This is a genomic window from Ruegeria sp. CDSC042, assembly GCF_059610745.1.
Genome location: NZ_JBXWOF010000002.1, coordinates 394,081 through 418,440 on the forward strand (window position 1 = coordinate 394,081; position 24,360 = coordinate 418,440).

The 24,360-nt window shown below is 55.5% G+C and carries 22 protein-coding genes and 1 tRNA gene; 13 read left to right on the forward strand and 10 right to left on the reverse strand.

Translation table 11 applies throughout. The features are described 5' to 3' along the window. Nucleotides 1–57: 57 nt before the first annotated feature. The 3 genes from AC2FHX_RS07630 to AC2FHX_RS07640 are packed head-to-tail and all read left to right on the forward strand — an operon-like array spanning nt 58 to nt 5,194. Complete coding sequence (locus AC2FHX_RS07630) at nt 58–1,776, forward strand: ABC transporter transmembrane domain-containing protein (RefSeq protein ID WP_496730603.1); 1,719 nt, start codon at nt 58–60, stop codon at nt 1,774–1,776. After that, nucleotides 1,773–3,863 (forward strand): ABC transporter transmembrane domain-containing protein, encoded by a 2,091-nt coding sequence (locus tag AC2FHX_RS07635; protein WP_496700670.1) that lies wholly within the window; start codon nt 1,773–1,775, stop codon nt 3,861–3,863. The genes AC2FHX_RS07630 and AC2FHX_RS07635 overlap by 4 nt, the downstream gene beginning before the upstream one ends. 14 nt (nt 3,864–3,877) lie before the next feature. Further along, nucleotides 3,878–5,194 carry an HlyD family type I secretion periplasmic adaptor subunit gene (locus AC2FHX_RS07640; RefSeq protein ID WP_496700668.1) on the forward strand — a complete coding sequence of 439 codons (1,317 nt, stop codon included), beginning with the start codon at nt 3,878–3,880 and terminating at the stop codon, nt 5,192–5,194. Nucleotides 5,195–5,761: 567 nt separating this feature from the next. Here the strand turns inward: AC2FHX_RS07640 and AC2FHX_RS07645 are convergent. After that, nucleotides 5,762–6,790, reverse strand: a complete 1,029-nt coding sequence (locus AC2FHX_RS07645; protein ID WP_496700666.1) for an AraC family transcriptional regulator — start codon at nt 6,788–6,790, stop codon at nt 5,762–5,764. On the opposite strand from AC2FHX_RS07645, the gene AC2FHX_RS07650 reads away from it, so the two are divergent. From AC2FHX_RS07650 to AC2FHX_RS07665, 4 genes are all read left to right on the forward strand, one after another. Continuing rightward, on the forward strand, nt 6,771–8,321 hold the full coding sequence (locus AC2FHX_RS07650) for an amidohydrolase family protein (RefSeq protein WP_271951639.1): 1,551 nt from the start codon (nt 6,771–6,773) through the stop codon (nt 8,319–8,321). The genes AC2FHX_RS07645 and AC2FHX_RS07650 overlap by 20 nt on opposite strands. An 86-nt stretch (nt 8,322–8,407) precedes the next feature. Continuing rightward, nucleotides 8,408–9,112, forward strand: a complete 705-nt coding sequence (locus AC2FHX_RS07655; RefSeq protein WP_271951642.1) for a DUF3299 domain-containing protein — start codon at nt 8,408–8,410, stop codon at nt 9,110–9,112. Further along, nucleotides 9,109–10,287, forward strand: a complete 1,179-nt coding sequence (locus tag AC2FHX_RS07660) for a carbohydrate porin (protein ID WP_496700664.1) — start codon at nt 9,109–9,111, stop codon at nt 10,285–10,287. Before AC2FHX_RS07655 ends, AC2FHX_RS07660 begins: the two co-directional genes overlap by 4 nt. Before the next feature lie 50 nt (nt 10,288–10,337). Then, nucleotides 10,338–10,499 (forward strand): hypothetical protein, encoded by a 162-nt coding sequence (locus AC2FHX_RS07665; protein ID WP_496700662.1) that lies wholly within the window; start codon nt 10,338–10,340, stop codon nt 10,497–10,499. A gap of 378 nt (nt 10,500–10,877) precedes the next feature. Here the strand turns inward: AC2FHX_RS07665 and AC2FHX_RS07670 are convergent. Then, nucleotides 10,878–10,953 (reverse strand) — tRNA-Val (locus AC2FHX_RS07670). 318 nt (nt 10,954–11,271) lie between these two features. On the opposite strand from AC2FHX_RS07670, the gene modA reads away from it, so the two are divergent. The 4 genes from modA to AC2FHX_RS07690 all read left to right on the forward strand — a co-directional run bounded on the left by modA (nt 11,272) and on the right by AC2FHX_RS07690 (nt 14,324). Continuing rightward, nucleotides 11,272–12,051 (forward strand): molybdate ABC transporter substrate-binding protein, encoded by a 780-nt coding sequence (modA, locus tag AC2FHX_RS07675; protein WP_496700660.1) that lies wholly within the window; start codon nt 11,272–11,274, stop codon nt 12,049–12,051. Between the two features lie 3 nt (nt 12,052–12,054). Further along, nucleotides 12,055–12,747, forward strand: coding sequence for a molybdate ABC transporter permease subunit (modB, locus tag AC2FHX_RS07680; protein WP_142635905.1), 693 nt, complete (start codon nt 12,055–12,057; stop codon nt 12,745–12,747). Beyond that, nucleotides 12,744–13,844, forward strand: a complete 1,101-nt coding sequence (gene modC / locus AC2FHX_RS07685; protein WP_496700658.1) for a molybdenum ABC transporter ATP-binding protein — start codon at nt 12,744–12,746, stop codon at nt 13,842–13,844. The genes modB and modC overlap by 4 nt, the downstream gene beginning before the upstream one ends. A 72-nt stretch (nt 13,845–13,916) precedes the next feature. Further along, nucleotides 13,917–14,324 carry a hypothetical protein gene (locus AC2FHX_RS07690; protein WP_496700656.1) on the forward strand — a complete coding sequence of 136 codons (408 nt, stop codon included), beginning with the start codon at nt 13,917–13,919 and terminating at the stop codon, nt 14,322–14,324. A gap of 40 nt (nt 14,325–14,364) precedes the next feature. Here the strand turns inward: AC2FHX_RS07690 and hemF are convergent, their stop codons facing one another. Genes hemF through clpS form a run of 4 tightly spaced genes read right to left on the reverse strand, consistent with a single transcriptional unit; the run spans nt 14,365 to nt 17,433 of the window. Then, nucleotides 14,365–15,249, reverse strand: coding sequence for an oxygen-dependent coproporphyrinogen oxidase (hemF, locus tag AC2FHX_RS07695; protein ID WP_281995301.1), 885 nt, complete (start codon nt 15,247–15,249; stop codon nt 14,365–14,367). Between the two features lie 4 nt (nt 15,250–15,253). Then, complete coding sequence (locus AC2FHX_RS07700; RefSeq protein ID WP_142635913.1) at nt 15,254–16,057, reverse strand: SDR family NAD(P)-dependent oxidoreductase; 804 nt, start codon at nt 16,055–16,057, stop codon at nt 15,254–15,256. 37 nt (nt 16,058–16,094) lie between these two features. Next, the gene (locus tag AC2FHX_RS07705; RefSeq protein ID WP_496700654.1) at nt 16,095–17,060 is read right to left on the reverse strand and encodes a class I SAM-dependent methyltransferase; all 966 of its coding nucleotides are present in this window, start codon (nt 17,058–17,060) and stop codon (nt 16,095–16,097) included. Between the two features lie 31 nt (nt 17,061–17,091). Next, complete coding sequence (clpS, locus tag AC2FHX_RS07710; RefSeq protein ID WP_142635917.1) at nt 17,092–17,433, reverse strand: ATP-dependent Clp protease adapter ClpS; 342 nt, start codon at nt 17,431–17,433, stop codon at nt 17,092–17,094. A 93-nt stretch (nt 17,434–17,526) separates the two neighbouring features. Here clpS and AC2FHX_RS07715 point away from each other — a divergent pair, with 93 nt between their 5' ends. Continuing rightward, nucleotides 17,527–18,228 carry an HAD family hydrolase gene (locus tag AC2FHX_RS07715; protein ID WP_271948113.1) on the forward strand — a complete coding sequence of 234 codons (702 nt, stop codon included), beginning with the start codon at nt 17,527–17,529 and terminating at the stop codon, nt 18,226–18,228. 281 nt (nt 18,229–18,509) lie between these two features. Continuing rightward, a complete protein-coding gene (locus AC2FHX_RS07720; protein ID WP_142635921.1) occupies nt 18,510–19,883 on the forward strand; it encodes a D-alanyl-D-alanine carboxypeptidase family protein in 1,374 nt (457 codons plus the stop codon). A 95-nt stretch (nt 19,884–19,978) separates the two neighbouring features. On the opposite strand, the gene AC2FHX_RS07725 is transcribed toward AC2FHX_RS07720, so the two are convergent. From AC2FHX_RS07725 to AC2FHX_RS07740, 4 genes are all read right to left on the reverse strand, one after another. Then, nucleotides 19,979–21,226: a hypothetical protein gene (locus AC2FHX_RS07725; protein ID WP_142635923.1), complete on the reverse strand. Its 1,248-nt coding sequence runs from the start codon at nt 21,224–21,226 to the stop codon at nt 19,979–19,981. A gap of 148 nt (nt 21,227–21,374) precedes the next feature. Beyond that, nucleotides 21,375–22,136 carry a LamB/YcsF family protein gene (locus AC2FHX_RS07730; protein ID WP_496700652.1) on the reverse strand — a complete coding sequence of 254 codons (762 nt, stop codon included), beginning with the start codon at nt 22,134–22,136 and terminating at the stop codon, nt 21,375–21,377. A gap of 11 nt (nt 22,137–22,147) precedes the next feature. Continuing rightward, nucleotides 22,148–23,146 (reverse strand): 5-oxoprolinase subunit C family protein, encoded by a 999-nt coding sequence (locus AC2FHX_RS07735; protein ID WP_496700650.1) that lies wholly within the window; start codon nt 23,144–23,146, stop codon nt 22,148–22,150. Beyond that, nucleotides 23,143–23,898 carry a 5-oxoprolinase subunit B family protein gene (locus AC2FHX_RS07740; RefSeq protein WP_496700648.1) on the reverse strand — a complete coding sequence of 252 codons (756 nt, stop codon included), beginning with the start codon at nt 23,896–23,898 and terminating at the stop codon, nt 23,143–23,145. Before AC2FHX_RS07740 ends, AC2FHX_RS07735 begins: the two co-directional genes overlap by 4 nt. Nucleotides 23,899–24,360: the final 462 nt, after the last annotated feature.

Below are 24,360 nucleotides of genomic sequence, written 5' to 3' on the forward strand. Positions count from 1 at the left end.
GCTCAGATTTACTGTTCTTCAATTTTACGTCCCCAAAGCTGAAGGCCAACCAACTGGGTGAAGAGAACGATGAAACCGCGTGGGTTATCCGGGCGAATGACGGCAGGACAAAGCGATATCCCTGTCTGGGCCGCATCCATTTCGCTGAATGTGCTTTCGTTGCTGATGCCAATTTCGATCCTGCTGATCTTTGATCGGATCATTCCGTTTCAGTCGGTCGACACCCTGCGGGTCCTGACAGTTGTGTTATTGGTCAGCGCAGTGTTGGAGCTGATTTTGCGTCAATGCCGTGCAATTTTGCTCTCGGCTGCAGCTGAGGATGCCGCTGTATCGAATTTCCAGCGGTTTATGACCACGGTGATCACAGCGAATACGCTAAGCTTTTCCAAGGTTCCGGCAAGCACTTACGCGGAACGTTTCGGGGCGATCGGCCAATTAAGAGATCACCAGGCCGGGCAGGGGCAAACTCTTTTGATTGATCTGCCATTCACCCTGTTGTTTGCGGTGCTGATCGGGTTGATCGGGGGTTGGCTTGTTTTGGTCCCGCTTGGAGCATTTTGTACGGTCACCATTTTCGCGGCCATCATGAAGCGTGCGCAATGGCATTTGTTCCGCCGTCGCAAATCAATCGACACGCGCCGCTATGCGTTTCTATCCGAGATTTTGACCAGCATGCAGACGGTCAAGGTCAACCGGATGGAGCCGCAAATGACCCGTCGGTTCGAGATGCTCGAAAGCCAGACGGTGGATATGAGCCGGAAGTTGATCCAGTTTTCCGGGTTCGCACAGAACTTCGGCGCTATCTTTTCGCAAATGACCGTGGCGGCGATGGGTCTGCTTGGGGCCTATCTGGTGATTAACAACCTGATTGGCATCGCCGAAATGGCCGCCTGCATGTTGCTGAACGGCCGAATTGTGCAGCCGTTAACCAAGCTGATGGCGCTTTGGGTGCAATCCGAGAATGTCGCGATCTCGCGCAGCAGGCTCGGCGAAATGGACAGTCTGCAGACGGTTTCCAGTGCGGTCTCTGATCAGCCAGCCTTGACCGGCAGGATCGAGATCAATGATGTCTCGATGAAGCGGTTGAATGGTTCTGGGCATAGTTTCGGCCCTATCAGATTTCGCGGCGCGCCTTCTGTTGGGGTTTTGATTGAAGCTGAGAAAAGCTGGATGGTAGACGAGCTTTTCGATGCCTTGTCCGGGCAACGAATGCCCGATCAAGGAGAAGTTTGGATCGACGAACGGCCCGCAGTCCAACGTGCGGCACAGCGTGGGCAGAACGCCATGGTCATGCTCGAGGCTCAGCCAGCGATCCTGTCCGGCACGCTGTTGCAAAACCTCAGTGCTTTTGGTGATGCCGCGATGGTCGAGCGAGCAAAAACAGTAGCTGCAACATTAGGGCTGGAGAAACGCATTCATCGTCTTCCTCTGGGCTATAACACTCCGCTGAACACCGGGACAGCATTTGAAAAAGACCCGGTGAACAGGCAGATGATCGCCCTGACACGGGCTCTGGCCTTGCAGCCGCGCATCCTGCTTATGAATGAGCCAACGGCAGTTTTGGACACCGCCGAAAGGCAAGCGCTGGCTGACTATCTGATGTCTGTTTCGCCGCGACTGACCCTGATTATTGCCAGCCCCGATCCCCGAATGAAGAATCTCACACAAGAGACAGTTCGCCTCAGGTCCTCTGCCGAGGGTGTGTATGCGGAATGGGAACTCGACACGACTTTAGAGCAAACAGCGGCAAAGCTGATCAGAAGGGGGGCGGCATGATTGCTTTGAACGCGCAAATTGCAGGGCAGTTGTTACAGCAGCTTCTGGTTCAGGGCGGATGGCGAAACCGTCCGGATGCGATCATCGAAGCTACGCCACACTTGTCCGAATGGTTTCGGGTAGAGGATATTCTTCAGACGCTCCGCAACCTTGGTCTTCCCCATACGCAGTTGAGGTGCCGCGAAAACGAGATATCTGATTGGCAATGCCCGGCCATGGTCTTTCCAGATCAGGGAGGCTGCTATCTTGCGATAGGACGAACAGGGCGCGGCATCCAGGTCAGCGACGATCACAATCCCGATCTGCGTTTATTACAGCCAACACATCGTTTTTGCAGGGTTATCAGGATCGACCGGTTTGATCATCAACACGAAGACGACCGCCCAATAACTGTAGGAGCAGCATTTGGTGGCTTGCGGGCGATGATGCCATGGCTGATTATTTCGTCGTTCCTAACTAACCTGCTGGGGCTGACCGCGCCCCTGTTGGTTATGGCCATTTACGATCGCGTGATTCCGTCAGGATCAGTCGATCTTCTAATTTCATTGGCTTTCGGTGTGGCCATAATCGGCCTCTCCGACCTGTGTTTTCGTCACGCTCGTACCCGAGCGCTTGCTTACATTGGCTGGAATGGCGAACGACAGATGATGGAGGCATTGTTTCGCAAGTTGATGTCCCTTCCACTGAGCCAGCTTCAGAAGTCTGACATAAATCAGCAACTGTCCCGGTTCAGACAATTCGAATCCCTGCGCGACATGTTTACCGGTCCGGTAATGGGAGCTTTTCTTGACCTGCCCTTCGTTCTGATTTTCTTTGCGGTTTTGTGTTATCTGGCGCCATCTGTCGGTCTGTTGACATTGGGTTCGATCCTGTTCCTTGTCGGCCTTGGTATCTTTACCACTGCCTTTCAACAACGATTGGACAAGTCGGCGGCCGAGGCTAATGCGGCCAGTCAAGCCGCCATTCATGACGCGGTGCTGCATCAACAGGTGATGGTCAATCTGGGAATGCAGAAACAATGGCTGGCACGCAGTCTGCCCCTTGCTGAAGCCGGCGAACGCGCGACAGCACGTGCGCGTTTGTTTCAGTCATTTACCCAGTCGCTTGTACAGTCAATCTGTGGGTTGGCGACGGTCGGGGCAGTCGTTTTAAGCGCATATGGGGCCCTGAATGGCTCATTGAGCTTTGGCGCAATGATCGCCTCCATCGCGTTGGTGTCCAAAGTGCTGGCTCCGATTCAATCTCTGTACACCAGCTTCCCTCAAATTCTGTCGTTCCGGTCCAGCAGCACACAAGCCGATCGAGTTCTTGGACTGCCCGAAGAGTTGGAAATGGGGCTCAAGCAATCGCATCAGAAGACGCTTAGCGGTTGGGTCTGTTTTTCGGGGGTGACGTACCGTACCGATCCGTTGAATCCTCCGATCCTTTCGCAGGTCAGTTTCCAGTGCAATCCGGGTGAGGTCGTGCTGGTCATGGGGAGTGATACGGCAAGTCGCACTGCCATTCTCGACCTGATAGACGGGCTGTATAGCCCCCTGAGCGGCACCATCGAGCATGATGGGATAGATATTCGCCAGATCGCCTGTGACGAATTACGGAAATCCGTCACATACGCAACCTATGAGAAATCCTTGTTCTACGGCACGGTCGCGCAGAATTTCCGCCTGGCGGTGCCCAGCCTTTCTCCGGACCAGGTTGCCGAGGCTCTGGACAGGACGGACCTGCTGCATGATCTCGAACTTTTACCAGAAGGCCAGGAAACGCGCCTGACCGACACTGTGCTGACGCAGTTGCCTGAAGAGGCGGTCAAAGCGCTGACTCTGGCTCGTTGTATGGCGCGGCCTTCTTCGCTCTTTCTGTTTTCCGAACCGACCAATGGTCTTTCGGATCGTCGGCGTCACCTGTTTAAGCACTGGGTTGGTGACAAGCGGGGGAAATGCACTGTAGTCATCGCAACCGCCGACCGCTCATTCATGCAGATCGCCGACCGTTTCATATTTCTCAATGGCGACAAGGTTGCTGTGAATGCCACCGGAGAGGCTGGCCGGAAGAAGCTGCAAGCCGTGTTGAAAGCGCTCGGAGGATAGCCATGGCCATATTCTTGAATAAACCAATCCCGCAAGAGGCGTCGGAAGTGAACAGCCGAAATCGCAGCAGGCAGAAACCGCGCCTGGCAGCCTTTTTGGCATTGACCTCTTTGGGGATGATCGCCGGCCTGATTGCTCTGTCAACGCAAACGGCGATCCCGCAAATCACGCGCGCACCGGGTACAATCATCCCTTTCGGAGACTATTTACAGATCGAGACACTGCAGGGCGGTGTCGTTCAGTCTGTGCATGTCCATGACGGTCAGATTGTCGAAGAGGGCGATGTCCTGATTCAGCTTCAACACCCAGACCTGTTGCACGAGCGCGATGTCCTTGCGGGGCAGATGTCAGCGGTCGGGCAGGAATTGGCGAACGCGCGCGCCGTGCTGACAAAACTGGGCAGTTCAGAACCGTTGTCTCAGTCGGAAATCGGGGTTCTTGCCCTGAGCGGTTTAACAAGCGCTTCGGCGGCGCTGGAGCTGTATGCCGAAAGTCAGCGTATCCAGCGCCTGTCCATCGCCCAGCAGGAGGGGACACTTTCTATCCTAGCCAAGGCGGCTACGGTCGCTCAGGAACGGGTGGACAAGAAAGAGATTGCCTTGCAGCGATACGCGCAGCTGCAGTCACAAGGCCTCAAATCCCTAAGCGATTTTCTGGAGGAAGAGGACGAGGTTGATGCATTGCGCGCTGCCGTCTCTGACGCGCGGGTCCGGGTTGCGGAACTCAGGAACGCCCTGACTTTGGCAAAGGCATCTCTGGCCCGGGAAACCCTTTCGTTACGCGAAGAAACGCTTATTCGGCTTTCCGAATTGGAACAGGAAGATGCGCGCCTGCGTGTATCGGTTGGCGTGGTAACCTCCAAGTTGGACGCCCTGCGCATTTCTGCTCCGGCTCGTGGCATCATCCAGGCGGTCACACACCCTAGCCCCGGTGAGGTCATCGCCCCCGGAGAGGCGATATTTGAACTATTGCCGACACGACAGGAACTGGTTGTCGAGGCGAGGATACCCAATTCCGAAGTTGGGCATGTAAGCACTGATCAGCCGGTCGCCGTCAGCATTGATACTTTTGATGTGCGTCGATTTGGGAAAGTCCCGGCGCGTCTGCAATCGGTCTATCCGTTGCCGTTGACAGATGAGCAGACCGGAGAGACCTATTTCCGCGCAGCCTTTGCCCTGTCCCAAGACAAAATCGGATCGGGATCGTTCCAACGTCCTTTGAGTGCAGGCATGACCGTGGTGGCCGAAATGACAACCGGAGAGCAGACTCTTTTGTCATACCTATTGAAGCCTGTTCAACAGACTATCGAGCGGGCATTCAAAGAGCGCTAGATTTTTTAGCGCATCTCAGAGCCAGAGGAAATGAAGATGTAACTGCCAAAATCCAGCCTGAATTCGCTTTCCCAAGGGCCGCCTTACAACAGCATCGGTTTCGTAAAACAAAGCATACAAACATCCAAAACACTGGGCATTCAGTGTCGATTTGTCCACAGCAAGGATATTAGAAACTAGCGGGAAATGGTGGGTGATGAGAGACTCGAACTCCCGGCATCTTCGATGTAAACGAAGCGCTCTATCCTAATCCGCACGTGCAACAAGGTGCTGTTTTTCCCCTGCCGCAATCAGCACTACCTTGGAGAGATATCTAGTGTTGTCAGTGGCTTGAAGGTTGGACAATCTTCTGGACGTATCAAGATCATATGACATCTTTCTTAGATCAGGTCTGTCGCTGATCGAACTGAAACAAAGAGTTGGTGCAGCGGTGGCGCAGCGCTGCATGCACAGCCGCAGGGGCTATGGTGGCAATTGTCCCTCTGTGATCCTTAGATAGGGGCTCCAAAAAGTGTGTTGCAAATCCTTGTCGGCCCCCACTTAGTGTGTAGTGGAAAAGCAATCTAACTATTCGCAACGTAACAATACACCGAGGCGGAACTTGGTCGGTGTCATTCCGGTTTGACCTCGGAAAAAGCGAGTGAAATGGGACTTGTCGGAATAGCCGAGCATCAGACCAATCTCTGCGATTGTCATCTGGTCTTCTTTGAGGTGCTCTTTGGCGACATCGACACGCAGCCGTTTGATTTCACGGGGTAGCGTTGTGCCTTGTCGCTGAAGCGCTTTCAGAAACCGTTCCGGTTGTATTCCCAGCATTCCAGCCACCATCTCTGGCCCCAAATCGGTTTCATCCAGTTTGTCGCGTAAGACAGAGCGCAAAGCTGCCACCACGGTTACTTCTTCCTCTTGTTGAGGTGAGGCTATGGGCTTGGCAGAGCCCTCAGAGACATGGTGCAAAAACAACCAATCCACAGGAAAACTAATTTGCATTCCGGGATCACTCCCAAGGCCAACCTCGATCCCTTTGTAGTCGATAGGCAGACCATTGATGTATCTGCTTTCCCATCGCACGCGCGAAGAATCCCAAGAATCTCCGACGACGGTCTGCAATAGGCGTACATAGATTGCGGCACCAAAACCGGTCACCTGAATGGGCGGGACAGTTGGTTCCTGTTGCCTCTCGATACGGTAAGTCGCTTTGTCTGCTTCGATGACGAGACTGTGCCGCACAGAATTGGACTCCTGCGGTACGAGCCCAACAAAGCGGGTAAAAAACTCGAATAACGTTTTCGTAGATTGCAAGGCTTGAGCGAAGGGCGGCCATCCTTGTAGGTCAAACGCCTCCCCTACATTCAGTCCTAGGTATCGATCTCCTGATACTTCTGAGAAGGCATTCACCAATCCGTAGACCAGCTCTGAGTGAACGAACACGGATGGGTCAGACAACAGTTCGGCTTTCAATCCGACCTGGTCCAATGCTGGTTGCGGATTGATCTTGCGTTCGGTGAGATATTGCAAAAACGGAGCGGCTAAGGAGAGGCGAATAAAGCCCTCGCTATGCTCTTGAGAGGCGGAGTTGAAAGGCAAGCTCGTCACCCTTGTGATGATTAGTATTTGTATTCAGTGGCCATTTTTACGAACACATTCGAACATGCTAATTCAAAAGTGGCAACCGAGGAAAAGTTTTCCGGACTACAGTTGGCAAAACATGAATATGAAGGGAGTACTTATGTCCGGTCTACGAATGTCGCTTTGCTCGACCGTAATTGTCGCTGCAGGTCTTTCTTTTTCAGCATCCGCGCAGGCTCAGGATCAAGAAGAACCCCAAACGTTGTTTACCAACGTGCATATCTTCGATGGCGTGAATGAACAGCGTATCGAGAATGCCAGCGTATTGGTCGAGGGCAACCTGATTAAGTCCGTATCGACCGATGCGATCGATGCCCCCAATGCTACAGTCATTGACGGAGAGGGGCGGACACTGACACCCGGGTTTATTGAACTACACGCACATCTCATGCTGATGGGGCCGACCTTGCCTGCGATGGAGGCCAACACGACCTGGGAGGACTTTGCCATACACGGTGCGCGGATGGCCGAGATGTATTTGATGCAGGGTTTCACCACTGTCCGGGATGCTGGTGGCGCTAATGGCGGACTACGTAGGGCGATTGACTCGGGGCAAATCGAGGGCCCTCGTTACTATCCATCTGGGGCGTTTATCGGAACACGCGGTGGTCACGCTGACTTCGCGAATTTCACAGCACCACCTGGTTCGGAGACAAACATGGGTCGGCTGAACATGGCTCAGGAGGTCAGTGGTGTTGATGACGTCTATAAATTCGCACGTAACAACTTTCGTATGGGCGCGACGCAATTGAAATTCATGCAATCCGGTGGTGTCGTGTCGGCATTCGACCCTTGGCAATTGCTGGCCGGGTCGCCCGAAGAAATCAGAGCCGCCGTGCAGGTCGCGAATGAATATGGCAGCTATGTCATGGCGCATTCCTATCGTAAGGAAGCTATCCTGAGTGCGCTCGACGCAGGTGTTATGTCAATCGAACATGGTTTTTCTTTTGACTGCGAAATTGCCGAAGTCATGAACGAGAAGGGTGCGTACATTACAACAAACCTAACGGCATTTGACCCCGGCCTTCTCGACATTCCAGCTGTGGCGAATGTTCCGGCGAGCCTTGCCAAGGCAAAGTCTGCCTCGGCCACATTTGCAGGCTATATCGACAATATGAAAGAATGCCCGGTGAAGCGGGGTTTCCAGACAGACTGTGTTGGTTCGGTAGAGGCGTGCAATATCCAGATTGCCTACGAAAAACACTTAAACAATGATTTTTTCGGCCCCTACACGTCAATGGTCACGTTGACATCGACGGGTGGCGAGGTAGTCGCTCTATCAGGAGACTTTATGAACCCTTATACCGCAGGAAAACTGGGTGTGATCGAGGAAGGCGCCTATGCAGACATCCTGCTGATCGATGGTAACCCCCTCGAAGACTTCTCGGTCGTTGGCACGGGTGATCAGTGGTTTGGTGCCGATCCGAGGCCGGAAAGCCCTGAAACGATCCGGCTTATCATGAAGGACGGTGTGATATACAAAAATACACTGAATTGACCCCAAAACTCGACTGGAGAGTATTCATGTTCCTTTGGTTTCGTTCCGTCTTGCTCGCGGGTTTGGTCTGTTACGGTCATTCCGCCATGGCAACGCCAGGAGCAGCGCTGGACTGGGCAGACCTCCCGGACCCATCTGTGCAGGTCTTTGAGGATCCCTATCGGGTGCTCAGCCCCGAACAGTTCGACGACGTCCTATTCGTTGTGCGGATGCGTGGCAGGCTGCAGCAAGACACTGGCAGCGCGGAAGAAAGACTGAATTGGCAGGAGCTTCTGACCGAGACCGAGGATGCCTTGGCGGGAGTTGGCGTTGATGTCGATTGGCTGCTCGATCAAAGAGAGCTTGTGAAAGAACGGCGAAGAAAGGCAGGAACAAACGGAAATCCGCAATTCGACGGTCAAACAATAACAATCGCGGGCTTTGCCATCCCGGGCCCGAGCGATCCAGACGGGCGATCTGTGGCGTATCTAGTGCCAGAACGAGGAATGTGTAGCCACATGCCCCCGCCCCAACCCAATCAAATGATTCGCGTGCGGTTGAATGGCGACTGGACGCCCAGCTATTTCCACGAACCCGTTCGGCTGACGGGCACGCTGACTATCGATCCCACTGTTCAGAATATGATGGTTGTGGACGGCCTCATGCCTATGAGTGCGACATTCCAGTTGGAGACGGAACGTGTCGAAACTCTGGAAACCGAAGCAGACAGGCTGGAATGGAAGCAGCGTGCCGCTGATCGTATCCGAGCGGCGGGCAATCGCAAGACCGGCGGGGCAAAAGCGTCTGAATGATAAGACTTCTCGTTGTCGTACTGAGTATTGTCTTTGCCGGCGCGGCGTCGGCTCAAGGTCTGTCCGGGCCCTCTTCGGTCGAAGCTGATCTTGAGCCCGGAGATGGACTGACCGATCCACAATATCGTTCCGATTTTCCGCGCAATACCGCACCGGGTTGGTTTCAGTGGAAAGACCGACTGGCGGAGAATGGGTTTCGGTTCAACATTGATTACTTGGCATTGGGCCAAACCACGAACGCGGATCTGGGGGAGGGCGAAGCTGCCAGCGGAAATGCGCGGTTCTATGGCAGTTGGCAGGCGACTGAACAGGGGTCTTTGACATTCAAGATCGAAGACCGGCACAACTATACCGATGTTGCCCCACAGTTTCTTGGTCTGGATGGTGGAGCCCTTTCGATCACGGGAACAGCCTTCAACGATAATGGTTTGCTATTGACCAACCTGTTCTGGACCCAAAGGGCCGAGAACGGTTCGTGGACGCTGCAAGTCGGCCAGATTGATGTAACGGACTTTGTGGACATTTATGGGTTGGTAAGCCCATACAGTGGTTTCCAAAACCTGTCTTTCAATACCAACCCGACAATCAACGCACCCAACCAAGGCCTTGGCATTGCGGGCGGGATAAAGCTGAGCAAGAACCTCTACGCCGTTGCGAGCGTCTCAGACGCAAACGCCGACCCGTCTGATCCAAACTTTGATGTGTTTAGCGACGGCAATCTCTTCAAATCACTCGAACTTGGTTACACCTCTGGCTTTGATCGCATTTACTTCGACAATATCCATCTGACCCTCTGGCATGCGGATGCGGCTGACGATGGTAGCCGTCCAGAAGATTACGGTGCCGCGTTCTCAGCAGCATGGTTTATTGACAATAAGTGGATGCCGTTCTTCCGGGCAGGGGCCTCAAAAGGGGCAGCAGCACTCTATGATCGGTCCGTTTCTGCGGGTATTGGCTACTACGGTCGCAATACCGATTTGGCCGGGTTGGGCCTGAACTGGGCCGAGGCAAGAGGCATAGATGGCGATCAGTTCACACTCGAAGCATTCTACCGTTTTTCAATCGCACCCGGACTGCAGATCACGCCATCACTGCAGTTCATTTCTGACCCGCTGCTGAATCCCGCTCAGGATAGCATTACGCTGTTCGGCCTAAGAACCCGGATCGTTTTCTGAGGTGGATCGAAAGTAGCAGCTAAGATCAAAACAGTTAGGGACGTTCTGTCATGAAGACCCTGTTGGCCGTAAGCGCCATAGCGACCACTTTTGGTGGCGCGCTACACGCCAGCGAGGAAAGCAAGACTTGGGATGCGTCAGAAGAGGCGAAGCATTTCGTGCAAGACATAATCGTCCTCGGCATGTTGGCTAGCCCCTACGGCACTCGTTGAACCGACTACAACCAGCTTCATACCTACTTCGCGCGGGCTCGGGACTTTCGCAGCACTTCACCAAGTGTCATCTTGGATACGCCCACACTGAGGGTTGGGGTTAGCAATCCCCTGTCGGTGCTCATCTCCGTTTCACTAGCCCACTTCGTCGCATCAGCACGCTTATGAATAGACTGAGTTCGGGATTGCCCGTCCTTCCGCACAATCGCTTGCCACTTCCCGCTGGGTCGTTTTACGATTGTTGCCAGAGCTCATATCTCCTGTGTTGGAGACTTTTTCTCCGTTTAAGTGCAGCGGAGGCGCAGCGGACACGGTTTCATGCGCAGCACAGCAAGAGGTGCTAGTCGCGTAAGACCTTGATACGTTGTGGGGAATGGGTGGTGGGTGATGAGAGACTCGAACTCCCGACATCTTCGGTGTAAACGAAGCGCTCTACCAACTGAGCTAATCACCCGTGAGGCTGCATTTAGCCAAGCCAGCGCGCGGGCGCAAGAGGGTCTGGCACAATTTCTTTCACTGAATTTAGACAAGGCGGGAATCTGGGGTGATATCACAGCCAACCGGGCTCCGATTTATCAGACTTTCTGAGGGATCACGAAATCTGAACCGGTCGTTTCGGACCAGGCACCTTCAAAATATCTTGGGTGTTGTAGCGGCTATGGATTGCCCGTTTCAAAGGTTCTTATTCACGATGCGTCCTATCGATGCTTGCGCGCCCCCCGCCGCCTCAGATATCCCCTGATGGAACCTTAACCTACGAGACGGGAACAATATGACCCTGTCATCCGCAAGCCGTTTTCTGGTTGCTGCTATTGTTTTGGGTAGTTTGATATCGACTCCGCAGCGTGCAGAGGCCGACGATGTTTTGGTTTTTGCTGCTGCCAGTCTGAAAAATGCTCTGGATTCACTTGTGCCGAGTTTTGAACGGCAAAGTGGTCAGGAGGTTGTCATATCGTATGCGGCGTCTTCTATACTGGCACGTCAAATTCAACAGGGCGCCCCGGCGGATGTGTATATTTCAGCCAACAGTGACTGGATGGATGTCCTTCAGGAGAATGGGCTGATTGATGCTGGATCGCGGGTTAACCTTTTGGGAAATGGGCTTGTCCTGATCGGTGGGCCGACGGCCGTTGAAATTGAGAGGTTTTCCCCGCAGACGGACATCTCAGCCGCTTTGTCAGGTGGGCATCTTGCGATGGCCCTGGTCGATGCCGTGCCTGCGGGAATTTACGGCAAAGCGGCGCTGCAAAACCTAGGTCTTTGGGATAGTGTTCAGCAGCAGGTGGCGCAGACCGACAATGTACGCGCGGCTCTGGCTTTGGTTGCCGCGGGGGCTGCCCCCTTGGGTGTTGTCTACCGATCGGATGCCCAGGCCGAGGATCGGGTGCGGGTTGTGGCCTCTTTCCCTGCAAATCTTCACCCGGAAATTGTCTACCCGGCCGCTGTAACAACGCAAGCCTCAGCCGAGGCATATGCTTTCCTAAGCTACCTACAGACCGACGCAGCGATGGCAGTCTTTGCAGAGCAGGGATTTGCCCTGCCGGGCGACTAGCCGATGGGTTGGCTGGGACCGGAAGAACTTGAGGCGCTGAAATTGTCGCTGCGTGTCTCTTTCTGGGCAACGCTGGTTACTTTGCCCTTTGGTGTATTCGTTGCCTATGCACTGGCACGCTGGCGCTTTCCCGGGCGACAAGTGTTGAATGGGTTGGTGCATTTGCCATTGATCCTGCCGCCCGTTGTTACGGGATATCTGCTGCTATTGACCTTTGGTATTCAGGGCCCGATTGGTGGACCTCTGGCGGGGCTTGGAATTGTCTTTGCGTTTCGCTGGACCGGCGCAGCGCTGGCCGCTGGGATCATGGCGTTTCCGCTGATGGTCCGTGCTATTCGCCTTTCGATCGAAGCCGTCGACCCTAAGCTCGAACAGGCCGGAGCCACGCTGGGTGCCTCGCGTCTGTGGGTTTTTGTCACCGTAACCTTGCCGATGATTCTACCGGGGGTGATCGCCGGGACCATCCTTGCCTTTGCAAAAGCCATGGGTGAGTTCGGCGCGACGATCACCTTTGTTTCGAACATACCTGGACAGACACAGACGTTGCCATCGGCCGTTTATGCGTTTCTGCAGGTTCCGGGTGGTGAGGCGGCGGCGATGCGGCTAGTGGTGATATCGGTCATCATCGCGATGGGGGCGCTGCTTTTGTCAGAGTTTGTCGGTCGTCGCGCCGCGGCAAGGGTGTCGGGGACATGAGCCTTTCCGTCAATCTGCAACATGATCTGCCAGGTATTCAGTTGGATGCCAAATTTGATGCGCCTGCCGGGGTGACGGTTCTGTATGGAAGGTCCGGCGCCGGTAAGACGACAATCGTTAACGCTGTTGCGGGATTGCTGGAGCCCAAAGCTGGTCGCGTATCCGTGGACGGATGGACGTTGTTCGATACGGAAAAGCGCCTTTGGCTGCCTCCGCATAAACGCCGCTTGGGGTATATTTTTCAGGAAGGACGGTTGTTCCCGCATCTGACAGTGCGCCAGAACCTGTCCTATGGGCGCTGGTTTGCGCCCAAAAGCGTGCCGCGCGAAGACCCCGATAAGGTAATTGAGATGTTGGGGATCGGGCATCTTCTGGACCGTCGTCCACTGAGCTTGTCAGGTGGCGAGAAGCAGCGTGTCGCCATAGGCCGCGCCTTATTGGCCAGCCCGCGTCTGATCCTCGCGGATGAGCCTCTGGCCGCATTGGATGATGCACGGAAGGCCGAGATACTGCCCTATTTCGAACGGCTTCGGGATGAGATTTCGGTGCCGATCCTTTATGTGACCCACTCGGCAGCCGAAGTTGCGCGGCTGGCAACTTCTGTCGTTGCCCTGCAGGACGGCAAGGTGGTTCGGCAAGGCCCGGCTTCCGAAGTGATGGCTGATCCTTCTGTGGCCCCGCTCGGTGTCAGAGCCGTTGGTGCGGTGCTTCAGGTGCAGGTATCAGCTCACCATGCAGACGGGTTGACCGAGTTGGCAGCCGAAGAGGCGCGCCTATTTCTGCCGCGTATTCCCCATAAGGTCGGCGAAAGCCTGCGTATTCGCATCCCCGCACAAGAGGTGATCCTTGCCAGTAAGCGGCCCGAGGGCCTGTCAGCGCTGAATGTACTGGAGGGCAGGGTTGATACGATCCGAGCCGGGGAAGGCCCCGGTGCGATCGTCTCTGTCATTACACCTGCAGGGACTATTCTGGCTCGGATCACCCGACGTTCGGTAGAAGCCCTTGGGCTTGCTGCGGGCAAACCTTGCTTTGCGGTGATAAAAACCGTGGCGCTTGCGCCGCAGGATGTCGGTGGGCGGCTGCACTTTGAGAATTGAAACGGCGCTTTACGGAAAGCGCATCTGTTCTATGATTTCCCAAGGAAACCATTTTGTCCGGGGTCGAGCACCATGAAATACTTTGTATCAACATGTATTCTAACGCTGATGATGGTGCCTGCCATGGCCCAGGCTGTTGGGTTCGGGGTCGGTATAAACCCCGCATTCCAAACGACAGTGACACCACGTGACAATGGCGTTTACGAGGTCTCAACCAGCGGCAGTTCTGCGCCAGTGGCCTATTGGTGCGGGATCGGGGATTTTGCGATACGCACGCTTAGAACCAAATCGAACCAGCGTATTTACATAACCCGGGCCTATGACAAACAGACACGGACGGTGCAATTCTCGCTGTCTGCGCCCGAAGGGGTTGATACGACGCCGGGCTATTCGGTTACTGTCAAACGCGTTGGCGAGAACATGTCAGCGGCATCGGCGCAGCGCTATTGCTCTGACAATTTCATGGATTTCGGGTTCTGAAACCTCGGAAGTAAAAAGCACCGCAGAGGCAGGTCAGGCGTTAGACCCATTTGGCCAAGGGCGGCAGGCTCATAAGCACTGCGTCCGGGTCGTGCCCGGTCTCTAGCCCGAATTTGGTTCCGCGGTCATAGACAAGGTTGTATTCGGCATAGAGCCCGCGATGAATCAGTTGGGTATCCTTATCGGCGGCGTCAAAGCTCTGTTGCCTGCGCTTTTCAACCAAAGGCAGAAAGGCTGGCAAGAAGGCCCGCCCGATATCCTGTGTCAGGGCAAAGTCCGATGACCAGTCCCCGGTGCAATAGTCATCCAGAAAGATACCGCCGACACCGCGGGCGCGCTTGCGGTGCGGGATAAAGAAATACTCGTCGGCCCACTCTTTCAAACGCGGATAATGGCCCGGTCCGTGGGGATCCAGATGGGCCTTCTGGGTTGCGTGGAAATGGGCAGTGTCTTCGTCATATTCGATACAGGGATTCAGGTCTGATCCGCCGCCGAACCACCAGGCGTGAGGTGTCCAGAACATGCGCGTATTCATGTGAACAGCAGGAGCGTGCGGGTTCTGCATATGGGCAACCAAGCTGATACCCGAGGCCCAGAACCGCGGGTCCTCGGTCATTCCGGGAATGCCTTTTCGGGCAGCCATTGCCTGTTGCGCCCGTTCCCCGAGCTGGCCGAATACTGTCGAGACATTGACGCCGACTTTCTCGAACACGCGGCCGCCGCGCATCACGGACATCAAACCGCCACCGGCGTCCGCCCCGTCATCGGAATGCCGTTTGGTCTCTTTGACTTCGAAACGACCGGGTTGAGCATCGGAAAAAGGTCCGGTGTCGTGGGAATCCTCAAGCTGCTCAAAAGCGTTTACGATTTCATTGCGCAAGTCACGAAACCAGGCTGCGGCGGTGGCTTTTTCAGTATCGAACATCTGTTTAATGGGCCGGGGCTGCGACGGGGTCCAGCAAAGTGCGTCCACCGTCAATGGTTAGGATTTGTCCAGTGATGAAACCTGCGGCGTCCGAGGCAAGGTACTGTGCGGTTTCGGCCAGTTCGTTTGGCGCGGCAATCCGGGAAAGGGGTGTGTGCTTTTCGATATCATCCCGAAATGTGCGATTTTCCTTGAGCGTGGATTGCAGCGAAGCGCTCATCACCGATCCCAGCGCGATCGAGTTCACGCGGATGCGGTTTGGGGCAAGGGCAACGGCCAAGGATCGGGTCAACTGATCAAGCGCTGCTGTAGACACCGAATAGGCCATCAGATCGGGATGGGTGCGACGGGCAGCAATCGAGGATAAATTGATGATGGATCCCGCAGGGTTTTCGTTTTCATCATCACCGGATTGCTTGATCATCCGTTTGGCAACAAGTTGGCTCAGTCGCAAGGCCGGCATCAGGTTCTGGTTCAATAAGGTGCGGACCGAGTCGTCTTCCATGTCCAATGGATCAGACGGGATAACCTGGCGCGAGCCATTTATCAGGATGTCGACCTGTTCGAAAGCGTCAATCGTGGCCGAAAGCAGGTTCGCAATCGTCAGCTTTTCACGCAGATCCCCGGCGAAGAAACGGATGTTGCTGTCATCTGCCTGCTCGCCCAGTTCATTGGCCAGTCGTTTTTCATCCATGTCGGCGAACATGACATTGGCCCCGGCATCCGCGAAGTGACGTCCGATGGCCAATCCGACACCATTTGCACCACCTGTGACGATCGCGGTCTTGCCGGCTATGGAAAAGGACATGCGTATTCTCCTGATATGCGGTGCAGGTTAGCGGGGTTCACCGCCGAGGGCGAGAGGCGTGGAAGACCTTGAAACGATTGTCCCCGGTTACTTCCTTCACCTGCGCAAAGGCCTCGTTCAGCGTGATTTCATAGGGCAGGTGCCGATTGGCGACCATCCAAAGGGAACCGCCCCGTGTCAGACTGCGCGCAGCAGATTTGATGAATCCCTGACCCAACGTGGGATCAGCACTGCGCGATGTGTGAAACGGCGGGTTCATAATGACCGTATCCAGCGGCTCAGGCGCGCGCCATGTGACCGCGTCGGCCCAATGGAACTGCGCACGGTCGTCTTTTACATTTGCACGAGCACATTGCAGGGCGATGTGATCGGCCTCGACCAGATGCAATTCCTGCAGCCCCTTTGCACCCATTAGCCCTGTGGATAGGTATCCCCAGCCAGCCCCCAGATCGGCGACCCGACCGCCCAGTTTTTCAGGCAGGGCGGCAAGCAGTATTACTGAGGCCGGGTCGACCCCGTCTGCAGAAAATACTCCGGGCGCTGTCTGAAATCCGTCGGCGGATTGGGTGGCGGGTGCGGCCCAGTCCTCGAACGCGTTTACGTCGGACTGGAACCAAAAGATCTTGCCATGTGCTTTTGCGATGGGCCCCTGCACGGTTACGCGTTTGCGAATATCCTTCAACAGGCTGTCGACGCCATTTGTCTTGGCGCCATCAATCACAACCAACCCGTCCGCGCGCTGGCAGGCCTGATGCACAAGGCTGCGGGCCAAGGCCTTGGCGCGGGGCAGGAACACGATTGCATCCTGGCACGGGTCATCAGCCTCGGGCGTGGCCGTGAACCCATGGTCTGCAAAATGGTCGTGAAACGGCTTGAAGGGCTGAACCACTTGCGTCTCTGAGGCCAGCCCAGAGAGGTCTTCCTCGGGCGTTGGCCCAATCACGGACAGGGGTTGCGCGATTTCAAGGCCGCTTTGCAAGGCAAGGTCTAGGCGAGGGGACATTGGCAATTCCGAAAAGAGGTCAGGCGTCGCCTTACTCTTCGCGTTCCATAGTGCACTGCAGGGGGTGTTGATGGCGGCGAGCAAAATCCATGACTTGCCCGACCTTGGTTTCGGCAATCTCATGACTGAAGACACCAACAACGGCGACGCCCTTCTTGTGGACGGTTAGCATGATCTCGAACGCCTCTGCGTGGGTCATGCCAAAAAAACGTTCCAATACGTGAACGACAAACTCCATCGGGGTGTAGTCGTCATTCAAAAGCAGCACTTTGTACAGCGGCGGGCGTTTGGTCTTGGGGCGCGTCTGTACCAGGATCGACGAATCTGCATCGTCGTCCGGTTTGTCAGACATCATCCATTGGTTCTCAAACATTAGGCGCAAACGTCCGATTCAGGCTTCGGTTTATCTGTGCGCTTATATAACGTCCAATGCGTCAGATAAAAGAGCCAGCAGGACGTTATCCAAATGGGCGAAAAACTAACCACAATCGGGTTCGATGCCGATGACACGCTGTGGCACAACGAACGGTTCTTTCAGCTGACGCAGGCACATTTTGTCGACCTGCTATCAGATCATGCCGAATCGGATCACCTGATGGACCGATTGCTGGCTGCCGAAAAACGCAATATCCGGCATTATGGGTATGGAATCAAAGGCTTCACTCTCTCCATGATCGAAACGGCGATCGAAGTGACCGAAGACCGTGTTCCTGCAGCGGTCATTCGCCAACTGATCGAAGCGGGGCAAGAGATGTTGGCCCATCCGATCGAGCTGTTGCCCTATGCCCGGCAGGCCATCGAAAGCGCTGCCGACACCCACCGCGTAATCCTGATCACCAAGGGTGATCTGATAGACCAGGAACGCAAACTTGCGCAATCCGGTTTGGGCGATCTTTTCGACGGGGTCGAGATCGTGTCTGAAAAGACCCCGGAAATCTATCGCCAGATCTTCGCGCAGCATGGCGAGGGGCCCGCTGCGGCTATGATGGTCGGAAATTCGATGCGGTCCGATGTGGTTGCTCCGATTCAGGCCGGATGCTGGGGCGTATACGTGCCGCATGGGCTGGTCTGGGAGATCGAACAGGCCGACGTGCCGGCCGACAGTTCCAGATACCACGAATTGCCCGATCTTGGTGGATTGACGGCGCTTGTTCGCTCTTTGAGTTGATGTTGCCATTTGGTCGCAGTTTCCGAAAATAGGGGCCGGTCGACGACACAGTCTTGACGAAATGGCAGGTTTAGCGGTGCACCGCCGTTTGCACCGCCACATCTAGTGGGTCTTTGACATACGCTGAAAGCGTTAAAGATATGAGCTTTCGGTTTCTTTCGCGGGGGTGCTGTGCTACGCTGATGGGTAATAAAATAAATAGTAGCTGACCGGGAAAACCCGGCGGCCTGAGGTAGACAGAGGCAAAAATCGTGCAGGTACGGCGGACAGTTCCGGCCCCTATGGGCGTATTCCTTGCAGCATTCCTGTTGTTGTTTTCCTTCGCTCCGGCGCAGGGCATTGCTGCCCCATATGCGGCGATGGTGATCGACGCGCGAACGGGCGAAGTGCTGCATTCCCGAAACGCCGATACACGCCTCCATCCGGCCTCGTTAACCAAAATGATGACACTGTACATCGCATTTGAAGCGGTTCGGAACGGCGAAATCACTCTCGATACGCAGGTGACCATCACCAAAAAGGCTTCCTCTGAACCGCCTTCAAAGCTGGGTTTGCGTTCGGGGCAGAAGATTGCTTTCCGCTATTTGATCCGTGCGGCGGCGGTGAAGTCGGCCAATGACGCAGCCACTGCCATTGGTGTTGCCCTCAGCGGGTCCGAGGCCGCCTTTGCGCGCCGCATGACACGTACCGCCAAGGCGATGGGAATGAGCCGTACAACCTTTAAGAACGCACATGGTCTGACCGAGGCCGGACATCTGTCGACCGCACGGGACATGACCACGCTGGGGCGGCATCTGCTGTATGATTACCCGCAATATTACAACCTGTTTTCGCGCCAATCCACGAATGCGGGGATCAAAACCGTTCCCAATACGAACCGTCGCCTGCTAGCGGCCTATCGCGGTGCGGATGGGATCAAGACGGGCTATACCCGTGCAGCTGGGTTCAATCTGGTTGCCTCGGCCAAGCGCAAGGACGAACGGATCATCGCGACTGTCTTTGGTGGCAAATCCGGCGCATCGCGCAATGCCAAAGTAGCCGAGCTGTTGGACATGGGTTTCCGCCGCGCCCCGTCGCGCGCGCCGATCCGCAAACCAGCCCGGCCGGCCTATGCCGGTAATGCAGGTTTGAATGCGAAAGTCGCCAGCGTAAGCGGCGCGCCCACCAGAAGCCTGCGACCGGTTCTTCGACCCCAGCGGGGGAGTACCGTTCTAGTGGCGAACAACGTCGCCGCAACCGCAGCCAAGAACGACGCGCGGATTCAGGACGGTATCGCCGCAGCCATCGCCTCGGCAGGTGTAGAGACGCCGACCGAAGGAACGACGCGCCCGACGGTACGCACGGATGATCTGGTGCTGGCCTCGGCAGAACAGCCCGAGCCAGAGCAGGAAATCGTCACACGCTTGTCGACCTCTGGCGGTCATTTGTGGGGCGTGAATGTGGGGCGCTATACGACCCGGTACGAGGCTGAAAAGGTTCTACTGAAAACGGCCCTGTCGGAAATGACCACATTGGAAGGCACGCTGCGCAAGGTCAATCAAAACTCACGCGGGTTCGATGCGACGTTCCAGGGCATGACCCGAGAGCAAGCCGATCTGGCCTGCCGCAGACTTCAGGCCCGCAATGTCACCTGTTTCATGATCGGGCCGTCATAAGACCCGACATATACTCTCCTGGATGGGTCTGGCCACGGAATTCCGTGGCCTTTTTTTGCTGAGCGAGCGTGCCGTAGTAGGCGGCAGGGATCAGGTCAGTCGAATACGTGGCCGTGCTGATATTGCTCATCCTGACCGGCGGCCGCAGTCAGGGCCGCGACGTTATCTTTGGTAAAGAACCCATCATACTTATGACAGCGCTCGATATACTCGGTGATCAGCAGAGTGTTCTTCGAGTGTTTTGAGAAGATCTGCTTGAGGTTCGGATCGTCTTTGCACTCTCCAACCACATGGGCCAGGAATGGCACCCCTTGGTCTTTCAGAGTGTTCACAACGAAATCCACATTCTTTTCGCCCGCACCGTGATCGCCGTCCAGAATCTCGATCGCCATGTGATGCAGCCGACGTCCGAAATTGCGGACGAAATCCTCGGTTGGCATGGGCCGTTTGGCAAAAGAGTTTACAAACGAAGGCGTATTATTGGCTGTAAATACCTTAGCCGGGGATTTCTTGTCATCATCCACACCAGCATTGCGGTTCACATTGGTCGACGAATTCATGTCGAAAATGTTGTACGCCCCCCAGAAATAGTAGGGCACCATCGTCAGAAATTCGAGGATCGCATCCTCGCGCTCACCAGCCAGAACGCGTGTCGCCAGATGGTCGATGCCCAACATCAGTGAAGAGATATTGCTATCGGCACCAAAGGCAGCAGCCTCATCCAGTCGCGCTTGTTCTGCGCTGCTGAGCAATACCCTGTCGCCCAGACCCAAACTGTCGGTATCGTTGAAATCCAGCGTTGAATAACCGACCCGGTTGCAGGTGAAATCAGAAGGGGTGGTGAACCGAAGGCCCTTTAGCGTGTAAAACGGGTTCTCGGTGTCGCCGGAATATTCGAACCGGATATTCTGATCCTCCAGCGTTTTGGTCAGCGTGTTCAGGTCAGTGGCGCCAAACACTTCGCCAACATAGCGCGTTTGCGGCGTGTTTCGTGCCAACGGGTACATGCGGTTGATGCGCGGGATGAAGTCTTCGAATGTCGGGCTAAGCGGAGCCATCACGATGAGCGCCGGGTAGTCCAGGTGTGAATGCAGGACCGAGTATTTATGCGTCCGTCCAAGATAGCTGGCCGTGTGGCGGTATGGCGACATCACATATAGCTCGACCAGAGTGTCGAAAAGAACGTCAGTTTCGACCTGAAGCACGACAGCGCGCATGGACCCAACCTGCTGGGCGACACCAGAGCTGGCACGGCGTTCGTAAATTTTTGGCAAATACTCGTTGAAGAAGTCCGAATTCTTCTTGTCGCCGCGTGGTTCGTAAGACGCTAAATCAAAAGACATAAAGTAACTCCTTGCCCAGACTAGGCAAACCAGGTGCGGTTCGTTGCCGGGATTGTGGTATTCAGAACATATGCTTGCTGACATGCTAGGGAGGGAATTCAACCTCGGCAACAGTCTGAGTACGGGCGGACGCATTGCACCCGCGGGATTAACGCAGGAACTTTGTCACCTCGACACCGCCCGCGATCAGGTTTTCGCGGACCGAATGCGCAATCTGAACGGCGGTTGGTCCATCCCCGTGCAGGCAGATCGTGTCGATCGCGGTATTAAGCCTTTTGCCGGTTTCGGTAATGATGGCCCCCTCGCTGACCATTTCCAGAATTCGAGGCCCTGCAATTTCGGGGTCGTGGATGACGGCGCCGGGCAAGCTTCGGTCGACCAGAGTGCCATCGTCGTTATAGGCGCGGTCGGCAAAGATCTCGCCGACCCACTTGCAGCCCAATTCCCGAACGGCTTCTTCCTGCTTGGTGACGGCCAGCACCATGATGATGATATCTGGGTTCACGTCCAGCGCGCCCTGATAACAGGCCCGCGCCATGTCGATATCGACCGAACACATGTTGGACAATGCACCGTGCAGCTTCAGATGCCGGACCTGCGTTCCAACGGCGTTTGCCATACCGATCGCCGATCCCAACTGATACCGAACAAGATTTCGCAGGCTATCGTGGGGTATTTTCATATTGCGACGGCCAAATCCCTGTAGGTCAGGAAAGCCGGGATGCGCGCCAATGCCGACACCGTTTTCCGCAGCCAGGGTCATCGTTTGCGCCATGACGTCCGGATCGCCCGCGTGAACGCCACAGGCAATGTTGGCCGAAGTGATAATCCGCAACAGGCTTTTGTCATCGCCCATGCTCCAGGGGCCAAAGCTTTCCCCCATATCGGCATTAAGATCTACGCTGAGCATCGGCAAACTCCTTAATCTGTGGCAGAGATCATTCCGCTGACCAGTTGATAAGATAGCAGGTCAGCAATGTCATGAGGATCACGGATCAGCGGTTCGACCTTGGATGGCAGGTTGGCCAGTTCTTTTTGAAAAGCCGCCTGCAGGGAAATGGCCTCGTCCATTTCGACCAGCCTGAACTGAAGCTGTACGCCCGCCGGGGTTTGCGCAGCCCGCGGCAGGTCACAGGGAAGGACGGTCGCAATTCTGGGATACCCGCCGGTTGTCTGACACTCGGGCAGCAGAATAAAGGGATTGCCAGTGCCGGTCATCTGAATGTCGCCGGGGGTGATGACCTCGGACAATATGTTCAGCTGCCCCTTTGCGGCGAAGCCCTCTCCGTCGCTTTCCAGCTGCATTCCCATGCGATTTGCGCGGGACCCGCGAGTGAATGTCGTGCGCAAAAAGCGGCCCAGCGTTTGCCGGTCGAACAGTTCGGTCTGAAAACTGGCCACAACCCGCAGCGAACCGCCCGAGAACCGATCTTCAGCCCGCAACTTCTGTCCTGCCTGCTGTGACGCTGCCCCGGCGGATAAGCTGTCTCCGGCCTGTAGGGCGCGCCCGATTTTGGCAGTAAGGTGAGTTGAGCGGGACCCCAGAAACTCCTGCATCTCAATACCGCCGCCCAGGTGCAAATATCCATAGGTTCCCCGTGTGGCGGCCCCGATCATCACCCGCTGTCCGGTTTCAAGGCGGTAAGAGGCATTCCACGAAATGGCAGTGCCATCAATACTGGCCCGCATCGGTGCGCCCGTCAGTGCAATCTGTATGGGATGAGTGGCCTCAAATTCACCGCCCATTCCGACCATTTCAAGCGCGGCAAGTTTTGGGCTTTGTCCCAGCAATGCAGCGCCTTCGTGCAGGGCCAGTAAATCTGCTGCGCCAGATCGGGACAGCCCTTGATCCAGATACCCGTGGCGGCCTTGATCCTGTATTGTACAAGCAGGCCCTATGCGCAGGACAGACAGGCTCAAACCGCGATCTCCTGACAGGTTGCGCCGCCTGATCCATCAACGTCATTGGCGCGTATCGCCTCTATTTCCTCACGCGTGACTGATACGAACTGCATTTCGTCGCCGGGTTTCAGGGCAAAGTTGTTCTGTGCTTCAGGGCGAAAACAGCGAAAAGCGGTTTGGCCGATATGTCGCCACCCGGTTGGTGTGGGTCCCGAGAAAAGGACAAATTGCGAAATCGCCAATACCAAAGCGCCCTCGGGCACCATCGGGGTCAACTTCTTGAGGCGCGGTATGTTGAACTCGGGGCCGAGCGGGCCAAGATATGGCTGACCGGGAGCAAATCCGATCGTCAGGACGCGGACGGTTGTGGCGCTCAATCGATAAACGGCTTCATCGGGGGACAGCCTGGCTGCAGCCGCTGCCTCATCTAATTGAGGGGCAAGCGCGCCACCATAAACCGTGGGGACACGCCATAACCTGCGCCCCTGGGGGAGGGGCGCTTTGTACCAATCCTGCCGCCGCAGCAGCTGCTCGACCCGGTCGCGAAGGTTTGCGAGGGCAAACTGGGATGGTTCAAATCGGATATAAGTCGACGCCAGCGTCGCTGAGGTTTCAATGACATCTTCCCACCGTTCAGAATCCACCGCAGCTCGAAACGCCAATGCTGCCCTGTTCGATGGCTCGGCCATGGTTTCGGCGAAAGAGACCAGCAGGCCGTCAAAGCCGACGGTGCATATGCGTGGGAAGATGGCGGCGTGTGTTCGTGTCATCTCGCTGCGTGCCAGTATGTAACTAGTCAGGTGACCTGAACGCAATCCAGAGCGTTTCGCAAGAGAGGGTGCAAAGTATTTGCCGGTGCATCGCCGTTTCAGACCGCGTGCAGGCAAATTCCGACTCGGTGCGGGTGTGTTTCATACCCGGCGACTCATACGAGTCTTGTAGTAGACGTGGGGAGCTCAACAATATGTTGATATCGGGCATAGCTCGTACGGAAAGCAGTGTGGATACCTTAGGCGTGATAATGGGCTTTCCTGGGTGCATCGGTCGAATTTATCACCTTAATTATCTGAATTTATTGAGTAAAATAAGAAAGTGCAAAAAAGTTTCTCAGGGCGTGATTTTCTGCTTGCGGTGTATGTTTGTAATGCTTAGAACCCCCTTCACCGGCGCTGCTGAGGCGCTTGTGACACACTGGAGAGACGGTGGGACGGGTTGGAGAGACGGCCGGACGC

Bases quoted from the DNA above. Each gene is read 5' to 3' on its own strand.
- AC2FHX_RS07635 (WP_496700670.1), top strand. From the start codon at position 1,773: ATGATTGCTTTGAACGCGCAAATTGCAGGGCAGTTGTTACAGCAGCTT.
- AC2FHX_RS07655 (WP_271951642.1), top strand. From the start codon at position 8,408: ATGGCAACGCCAGGAGCAGCGCTGGACTGGGCAGACCTCCCGGACCCA.
- AC2FHX_RS07660 (WP_496700664.1), top strand. From the start codon at position 9,109: ATGATAAGACTTCTCGTTGTCGTACTGAGTATTGTCTTTGCCGGCGCG.
- AC2FHX_RS07665 (WP_496700662.1), top strand. From the start codon at position 10,338: ATGAAGACCCTGTTGGCCGTAAGCGCCATAGCGACCACTTTTGGTGGC.
- modA (WP_496700660.1), top strand. From the start codon at position 11,272: ATGACCCTGTCATCCGCAAGCCGTTTTCTGGTTGCTGCTATTGTTTTG.
- modB (WP_142635905.1), top strand. From the start codon at position 12,055: ATGGGTTGGCTGGGACCGGAAGAACTTGAGGCGCTGAAATTGTCGCTG.
- modC (WP_496700658.1), top strand. From the start codon at position 12,744: ATGAGCCTTTCCGTCAATCTGCAACATGATCTGCCAGGTATTCAGTTG.
- AC2FHX_RS07690 (WP_496700656.1), top strand. From the start codon at position 13,917: ATGAAATACTTTGTATCAACATGTATTCTAACGCTGATGATGGTGCCT.
- hemF (WP_281995301.1), bottom strand. From the start codon at position 15,249: ATGTTCGATACTGAAAAAGCCACCGCCGCAGCCTGGTTTCGTGACTTG.
- AC2FHX_RS07700 (WP_142635913.1), bottom strand. From the start codon at position 16,057: ATGTCCTTTTCCATAGCCGGCAAGACCGCGATCGTCACAGGTGGTGCA.
- AC2FHX_RS07705 (WP_496700654.1), bottom strand. From the start codon at position 17,060: ATGTCCCCTCGCCTAGACCTTGCCTTGCAAAGCGGCCTTGAAATCGCG.
- clpS (WP_142635917.1), bottom strand. From the start codon at position 17,433: ATGTTTGAGAACCAATGGATGATGTCTGACAAACCGGACGACGATGCA.
- AC2FHX_RS07715 (WP_271948113.1), top strand. From the start codon at position 17,527: ATGGGCGAAAAACTAACCACAATCGGGTTCGATGCCGATGACACGCTG.
- AC2FHX_RS07720 (WP_142635921.1), top strand. From the start codon at position 18,510: ATGGGCGTATTCCTTGCAGCATTCCTGTTGTTGTTTTCCTTCGCTCCG.
- AC2FHX_RS07725 (WP_142635923.1), bottom strand. From the start codon at position 21,226: ATGTCTTTTGATTTAGCGTCTTACGAACCACGCGGCGACAAGAAGAAT.
- AC2FHX_RS07730 (WP_496700652.1), bottom strand. From the start codon at position 22,136: ATGCTCAGCGTAGATCTTAATGCCGATATGGGGGAAAGCTTTGGCCCC.
- AC2FHX_RS07740 (WP_496700648.1), bottom strand. From the start codon at position 23,898: ATGACACGAACACACGCCGCCATCTTCCCACGCATATGCACCGTCGGC.